The 6518-nt window shown below is 62.1% G+C and carries 13 protein-coding genes; 3 read left to right on the top strand and 10 right to left on the bottom strand.

Annotated elements, in window-relative coordinates:
* Together AHiyo1_RS25155 and AHiyo1_RS22795 are read right to left on the bottom strand one after the other, a co-directional pair.
* Positions 1-852, bottom strand: an 852-nt coding sequence (locus AHiyo1_RS25155; protein ID WP_172465717.1) for a hypothetical protein, incomplete at its 3' end; no start/stop codon positions are given.
* A 147-nt stretch (positions 853-999) separates the two neighbouring features.
* Complete coding sequence (locus tag AHiyo1_RS22795; RefSeq protein WP_059390114.1) at positions 1000-1680, bottom strand: hypothetical protein; 681 nt, start codon at positions 1678-1680, stop codon at positions 1000-1002.
* 185 nt (positions 1681-1865) lie between these two features.
* Here AHiyo1_RS22795 and AHiyo1_RS22790 point away from each other — a divergent pair, with 185 nt between their 5' ends.
* A complete protein-coding gene (locus AHiyo1_RS22790; RefSeq protein ID WP_059390113.1) occupies positions 1866-2171 on the top strand; it encodes a hypothetical protein in 306 nt (101 codons plus the stop codon).
* A complete protein-coding gene (locus AHiyo1_RS22785; RefSeq protein ID WP_059390112.1) occupies positions 2168-2767 on the top strand; it encodes a Fic family protein in 600 nt (199 codons plus the stop codon). The genes AHiyo1_RS22790 and AHiyo1_RS22785 overlap by 4 nt, the downstream gene beginning before the upstream one ends.
* Positions 2768-2897: 130 nt before the next feature.
* Here AHiyo1_RS22785 and AHiyo1_RS22780 read toward each other — a convergent pair whose 3' ends face one another.
* The 5 genes from AHiyo1_RS22780 to AHiyo1_RS22760 all read right to left on the bottom strand — a co-directional run bounded on the left by AHiyo1_RS22780 (position 2898) and on the right by AHiyo1_RS22760 (position 4495).
* Positions 2898-3233, bottom strand: coding sequence for a hypothetical protein (locus AHiyo1_RS22780; protein ID WP_059390111.1), 336 nt, complete (start codon positions 3231-3233; stop codon positions 2898-2900).
* A 168-nt stretch (positions 3234-3401) separates the two neighbouring features.
* Positions 3402-3587 carry a hypothetical protein gene (locus tag AHiyo1_RS22775; RefSeq protein ID WP_059390110.1) on the bottom strand — a complete coding sequence of 62 codons (186 nt, stop codon included), beginning with the start codon at positions 3585-3587 and terminating at the stop codon, positions 3402-3404.
* On the bottom strand, positions 3584-3844 hold the full coding sequence (locus tag AHiyo1_RS22770; RefSeq protein WP_059390109.1) for a hypothetical protein: 261 nt from the start codon (positions 3842-3844) through the stop codon (positions 3584-3586). Before AHiyo1_RS22770 ends, AHiyo1_RS22775 begins: the two co-directional genes overlap by 4 nt.
* A gap of 17 nt (positions 3845-3861) precedes the next feature.
* Positions 3862-4101: a hypothetical protein gene (locus AHiyo1_RS22765; RefSeq protein ID WP_059390108.1), complete on the bottom strand. Its 240-nt coding sequence runs from the start codon at positions 4099-4101 to the stop codon at positions 3862-3864.
* 184 nt (positions 4102-4285) lie between these two features.
* The gene (locus AHiyo1_RS22760) at positions 4286-4495 is read right to left on the bottom strand and encodes a hypothetical protein (protein ID WP_059390107.1); all 210 of its coding nucleotides are present in this window, start codon (positions 4493-4495) and stop codon (positions 4286-4288) included.
* A gap of 340 nt (positions 4496-4835) precedes the next feature.
* Between AHiyo1_RS22760 and AHiyo1_RS22755 the strand changes: the two genes are divergently transcribed.
* A complete protein-coding gene (locus tag AHiyo1_RS22755) occupies positions 4836-5042 on the top strand; it encodes a hypothetical protein (RefSeq protein ID WP_059390106.1) in 207 nt (68 codons plus the stop codon).
* Positions 5043-5140: 98 nt separating this feature from the next.
* Here the strand turns inward: AHiyo1_RS22755 and AHiyo1_RS22750 are convergent, their stop codons facing one another.
* The 3 genes from AHiyo1_RS22750 to AHiyo1_RS22740 form a co-directional block, all read right to left on the bottom strand.
* The gene (locus tag AHiyo1_RS22750; protein WP_059390105.1) at positions 5141-5635 is read right to left on the bottom strand and encodes a single-stranded DNA-binding protein; all 495 of its coding nucleotides are present in this window, start codon (positions 5633-5635) and stop codon (positions 5141-5143) included.
* A gap of 182 nt (positions 5636-5817) precedes the next feature.
* A complete protein-coding gene (locus tag AHiyo1_RS22745) occupies positions 5818-6072 on the bottom strand; it encodes a hypothetical protein (RefSeq protein ID WP_059390104.1) in 255 nt (84 codons plus the stop codon).
* 170 nt (positions 6073-6242) lie between these two features.
* Positions 6243-6518: NADAR family protein (locus tag AHiyo1_RS22740; protein ID WP_113990757.1), on the bottom strand; the 276-nt coding region annotated here is incomplete at its 5' end.

Below are 6518 nucleotides of genomic sequence, written 5' to 3'. Positions count from 1 at the left end.
CTGGTGGGCAGACTCCTTCAGGATCCGCCGCAGCACAGGCTGTGGCGTCCGGCGCAGGATGGATCTGATCCCCCGGCGCTGCAATGAGGTGAGAGAGTGTCCCTGTGCCCAGGCTGAACCCGATGCACTCATCGCGTCGATGAGCCAGTCCACCGGCACCAGCCCGCGGAACAGCGCGAACCAGTTCAGGGTGTTGATCTCCAGGCGCTCGACCTCACGGGCCACCGGCCGGCGGTAGGCACGAACGCCGAAGAGATTCTTCGCCACCTGCGCGTGGTCATGCGCATCGAGATAGGGCATGTAGGTCCCCGCCGGACGGGCCCGGCTGTGATCCATGGCGTTCAGCAGCGGGAAGCGCTCGTTCCAGTCCGGCAGTGTACCGATGTGCTGGTGGATCGCTTTGATCGCCGAAGTGATCGCGACATCGACGCCCTCGGGCTCAGGTCCTTCGAGCGGCCGGGACCCAGGGTGCTGGACCAACCATCGCTGCAGTGTCCCTGCCAGGTCCCGGATCCATGACTCGATGACCGGCTCGGCGAAGACGTGCTCGGTGGTGGACTTGCCAGTGCGGTGGTTGATGTCGCGAAGGACGACCAAGTCCTGCTTCGTGCGGGACAGGGCCGTGAGCCGATCGGCGCTCCAGTAGTGGAATGCTTTGCCTGAGGCACGCATACGGTGCGTGCGCCGGTACAACGACGCCGCAACCGAGGTCCGGCCATCGGGCAGCGTCCGAGTCAAGATGCGCAGACTGATGCCGGAGATGATGCCGTCGACAGCCTTGGCACCCTGTTCGGCCAGAATGTCGTCGACGTACTTGATGTAGAGCAGTGTGTGCTCGATGCGCTCAGTCATGGCAGTCTCACTCCGGGTAGATGTAATGAATCCAGCAGAGAGACTCCCGGCGCTGCCTTGCAGCGCTTTGGCTCGTTAAAGAAAAATGAAGGGCTCCGCGGCAAGCGGAGCCCTTCATGAAGTCGGTGACTTGAGAGGCCTTTCACCTCATCTTTCCGTTATGAGCCGATGGAATCGGTCTTCCATTGATTCGTCATGGCGGTCTCCCGATTGCGAATTGGGTGTTCGAGGGTCACGGAGTGAGCGGTTCGCGGCGAAGTGCTCGCGCACAGCGTCGTGGGCTGTGGGGTACTCGTCGTAAGGATCGGGGTACGCAGTCTCGAACTGCGCGGCGGTCCTGATGCCCTGGAAGCGCAGCAACTCCAGGAGATCCGGCAAGTCCTGGGCACGGCCCGAGAACTCGGCGGTGTCAGCGGCGATGATCTTGGCACGGGTCAGCGTGGGCACGCTGGCCAGCTGCAGGTCGATGCACTCGTAGACTGCAGAGTCGTCGGGGATCCACGTGGCTTGGTACATCGCTGCCACGAGCTCAGCGTCGCCGCCGTCCATGACGTTGTCGTTGTTGATCCAGTCACGTTCAAGGTCGAGCTCGGCCGCCACCTCGTGGATCGCAGCTGCAATTTTGGGTGCGAAGTCAGGTGTTACCGTGTCGATGTCGACGGTGAACGCACGGTCGGCAGCGCGAATGCCGTATTTCATGAGCGCAAAGCCGCCGATGGCGCGCAGCTTCATAGGAGCGTTGAGATCCAATGCCTGAAGCTTCCGGTCAAGCACCTTCAGGCCGTGTTCGAGCTGGGCCAGGCTGCACTTGTGGTCGTCGTTGCTCATCGCGCTTCGCTCCTCTGAGATCACGAAGGAGCGGAATGTCCTTCGATCCCAGATCCGGATCGGCTGTGCCGATCAGCTAAGTACCGACGAAGAAAGAGAAGAGCTCAGCACCCGTTTCACCTGCGGGCTGTCCGGCTTGCGGTGCCGACGTAAAATGTGAACAGTAACTGGCGGAAGGAGGCGGGATGAAGAAGGTCAAGTACACCGAGGGTCTGGTCAAGAGAGCAGCCATGGCCAAAACTGAACATCTCGGCCTCGTGTTCAAGTCCTTCGAGATAAGGCCGGCCATGAAGCCGATCAAAGTGGACGGGCGGCTCATTGCCGAGCAGGTGGCCGCCTCGATGGCCATCGAAGATCGTGCCGTCCAGCCGGAGCACATCGTTGTGGAATCCACCGAGGAGTCGAGAAAGGCCGTCGCAGATGTGCTCTCGATCCGGGTGCGGGACAGAGATCGCCGTCAGCCGCCGGGAGATGCAGCGGCTGCGTTGTGAGCCCGGGATACGACAGCACACCGGTCGACCCGGAGGACGCGACTGCGTTCGTAGACGGAGTGTCTTTCGACACCAAGCTGCAGGTATATGAGGCTGAATCGAACGCCATTTCCGCAGTGCAGGGTGAATTCATGTCGGCTATCGGCGCGGGCGAAATCACCGTATTCGACCTCGCCAGGCACGGCGTCCTGGAAGCTCTTCACCAACACTCGTACTCTCCAATTTGGAAATGGGCCGGAAAGATCCGGACCCGGGAGGTCACCATCGGCGTGGCCCCGGAGCTGATCCGGGAGCAACTGGCAGTTGAGGTCGGGAATATCGAGTTCTGGGTAGAACAGGATCAGATGGATCCGGTTTGGGTGGCGATGACGGCGCACCACCGGCTCGTCAGGGTGCACCCTTTTGTGGATGGAAACGGGAGAATCACCCGTCTGTTCGCCGATCTGCTGCTGTTCAGCCTCACCTTGCGCTACACCTTCAACTGGCAGCCTGCCATCGACTCGCATCGGTATTTCGACGGGCTGAGGGCAGCTGACAGCACGCTGGACGTTGACATTCTTCTTGACACGGTTGGACTGGTCGACCTCGAGGGCTAGGGGTGTCACTTCACAGTGACCTTCCTGCTACCGTAACGATGGAAAAAAGAAGGAGCCCCGACGCGGGGATTTCTCCCTCTTGCGTCGGGGCTCAGTAGCCACTGATCAGGGCGGCAACCCATTGTCGGTCTCAGCACACCGCGATCAACGTAGCTCCGGACCCGTCCTGCAGGCCAGTGGCGCAGTCGTACCAGAAACCGTTGGACAGGCGTACGAGGGTCTTCTCCTCGCGGCTGCCCCAGAGGCCGACTCCCGGAATTGCGGGGATGTACCGGCGTTCGATGATCGTCGTGGTGCACAGCTGCTCTTCGACGTCCGGATCCCGGACGAACATCGTGCCGGATCCGTTCCTCGCATCGCACGCGAGCTGCTTCATGTGGGCAGGGTGGTCGAGATTGCGCTTCAGCACGACCTTGTCGCCGACGGCGAGATCGGTCAATGGCATGATTTCAGCTGCGATGGACATTGTGGCTCCTTGCTCAGGATGAAAAGGCGTAGTCAGGCCCGGGGCGGGGAATCGAACCTCATTTCTGACAGCACAAGGCTGCGGTTGGCTCACCAGAGCGACCCCAGGAGCAGGAATCCAACCTGCATGGCGTGTTGACGGACACGCCCCAGAACCGGGATTGGAATCTCAGCCGAAGAGTCTATATTCGGCGAGGGACTCGCGGATGGCCTTCACCTTCTGGTGACGGGTCTTCCGGCGATCGATGACCTTGTACTCGCCGGTGCGGCAGGCAACGCACCCGTCATTGGCTGCCTCTGGGCAGCGTTTACCGGAGTGCGGGCGGTGCCGTTGGTCGCGGTCGCCCTTGCTCATGCCGCCGGCCCGGCTGCGAGCACGAAGTTGTCCTGGATGAGCCCGAGGTCGCGCATGAGCTTGTCCTTGGCGGCCAGCTGCTCACGCAGCTCCTGGATCTCCTGAGCGAGGCCAAGTACGAGCTTGTCGCCGGTGAGTTCGCGCCAGGGCTCGCCGTGGCGAAGCGCCTCAAGGCGACCTGTTTCGATGCCGGTGACCGCGTACTTGCCGTTCTCGATGACGACGGTGTTCGAGTCGTTGGTGGGCTTGGTGCTCATGGTGATGCTCTCCTGGTCTACAGATCGAAGGTCCGCTGGGTGCCGCGCACCAGCTGGTACTCGGGAATGCTGATGGGCCAGCCGCCCACCGGGTAGCTGGGGTGGGCGACAAGGCAGGTCCAGGTGGTCTGGTACTGACGCCGGGGCTCGCCGCTGTTGTATTCGTGGGTGCCGATCCAGTGGCTCTCGGTCGGAACGACGACGAGCTTGCGGCCGTCGCCATCCAGGTCAGGCAGTTCGATCAGCAGGTTCTGCACGTTGCCGCGGATGTTGACGAGAAGCTGGGACAGTGCGTGGCTGGTGGAGCCTTCGGGGCTCTCCCGCCAGGCGTGCAGCTTCAGCTTCGTCGTTCTCGAGAAGACTCTTGAACGCCATGGTGTTCTCCTGTGGGTGGTCTGAAGTGCTGGTTCAGCGGTATGTCGCTGGGAAGGGCAGCCGGCGTCACCGGGCCAGCCGTTTGGCGGCGGCCTGGAATTCCTCGAAGGTGATCGGCTGGGCGGCCGGCTGATCAGAGCCGTATGCGCTGGCCCAGCGGAAGAAGTAGCTCTTGCACAGCGCAACGTCGGCCTGGCGGTCTTCCTCGGTGTAGGCAAGAAGCCCGGTCTCGAAGTCGAACGGCAGAGTCTCCTGCAGGATGGCGACGGCGCTCATGGCAGTACTCCTTCACTGGGTCATCGAATGTTCAATGGCTCCTCCGGATCAGCTCCGCTGATCTGCAAACCTCTCTGCCGACACATGCTTCGAAGAGGCCGACCTGCACGAGAGCCAGACAGGGACGGAAAAGAAGACCCCCGCAGCGCGCAGAAAGCGCGACCACGGGGGTCAGGGTCAGGAGCGCATCACGCGGCTGCGTTCTCCGTGATTGCCGCCTGCTGCCTGGCAGTGCGCTGTGCGTCGTAGGCCAGCAATCGAGCGATAGTGAACGGGGTATCCGCGATGGGGTGAACAGCCCGCCTTCTGGACCCGTGATCTGCAGGCCTCCACGAGTGGCATGGACGCTGTAGACCATCTGGTTGTGGATGTTGCGATCCACGCTGAGCTCCAGGACGGCGTCACGGATGTTTTGGTCGCGAAGAGCCTTCTTGAGGTCCGCCAGGAACAACCGCGCCCGGGCCTCTTCGATTTGTTGGTTGGTGGGTTCGCTGATGCGGATCATGGCGGTGCTCTCTTCATAGAGTGGCTGATGCAGTGGGTATGAAAAAAGACCAGTGGGGGTCACAGACGGCCACGGGTCAAGGTTGCGAATGACAGATCCCCGGTGGCCGCGCTCTTGGCGCAGCACCGGGGATCGGCTTTTCAGTTATCAGGTTCAGTTGCCGAAGGGCAGCTCGTCCTGGACGGCGGAGCTGTCACCCGCGGCAACGCCGGCGGGGACCGGAGCGGCGCAGCCTGGACCTCGCGGTTGGTCTGCTCGGCGGCGTTCACGCGCTGGGCCAGACGGTTCTGCACGGTCTGGCGGGATTCGAGGAAGGTGATGCCGGTGGCGATGACCTTCAGATCGCGGACGGTCTCGCCGTTGCGCTCGTACTCGTTCATCCGCAGCTCGGTGCCGACGGCCACGAGGTCGCCCTTGTGGACGTTCGCGTACGGGGTCGACTCGAAGTTCGCATCCTTGTTGATGAAGGTTTCCATGGGGATGGCATCTGAGAGGCGCTCACCGGCGCGGTTTTTGTAGTTGCGGTTCGCGAAGACGGTGAAGACGACCTTGGCGGAACCGTCCTCGTTCGCGAAGACCTTGGGGTCACGGGCGAGGCGGCCGAGGATGGTTCCGTTGTTGGCGACGTTCGACATGCTGTTCTCCTTGGATTGTTCGATAGTTATCGCGCCGCATCGACGCCGGAAGGTCTGTATTTGTCTGTCAAGACACACCCCGAATCGGCTCTGCCGATCGGATGCTCTTGCACTGCTCTTGCTGTTCCCGTATCAGCTGCGCTGATCGGTATTCGTGCTCTCTTCGCCGCAGGCGGCGTTCTTCAGTAGTTCAGGCGCGTTGCGATGTCGCTGCTGATCTCACGAAGCAGCGCGGTGTTGCTGCCGGTGGCCGGCAACACCTGCCTGCCATGTGCTTCGTGCTCCTGAACCAGCTGGTAGAAAGCGATCATGTTCTGTGTCCGCAGCTCTTCGCAGATCTTCGTCTGGACGCGTGCCAGCTCTTCGGTGATTTCAGTGAGTCGGCGCTGCTGGATGTAGCAATCGAACTCGAGCTCGGTGGGCTGGCTCTCGGGCATGGCAATGTCTCCTGTAGACAATGGGTAGTCTCTTTCAGGGTGGGACCCGGATCAGCTCTGCTGATCTGTTCGGAGTCGAACTCTCTCGCGGGAGGCGAGCAAGTACAGCGGGACGTTGCAGGGGCACACGGATTCCGTGCGCCCCTGCAGTAGGTGGACTTGTGAAGGCCTCAGCCGGCACCATGCAGTGCGATGAGGCGGGCCCGCTCCTTCATGAGCGTCAGGCCGAGCATGTTGAGGCCACGGCCGTCGGAGAGGTCCACGCCCCAGAAACGGTCACCCCAAGTGTTGCCCTCGACCAGGTGCGCGTCGCCGGTGGCGATTAACAGCTCAGCCAGAGCCGGATCCCGGAACTTGCCGCGGACGACCATCTCCATGACGAAAAGGCGGAGGTTATCCCAGTTCGGGCGCAGCGTCACCCTGCGGCCAGCGCGTTTTGCGCGGCC

The organism is Arthrobacter sp. Hiyo1 (genome assembly GCF_001263615.2).
In the GTDB taxonomy this organism is placed as follows: domain Bacteria; phylum Actinomycetota; class Actinomycetes; order Actinomycetales; family Micrococcaceae; genus Arthrobacter.
Note: the sequence above shows the minus strand (reverse complement) of the source record. Positions and strands in the feature narration are given on the sequence as shown.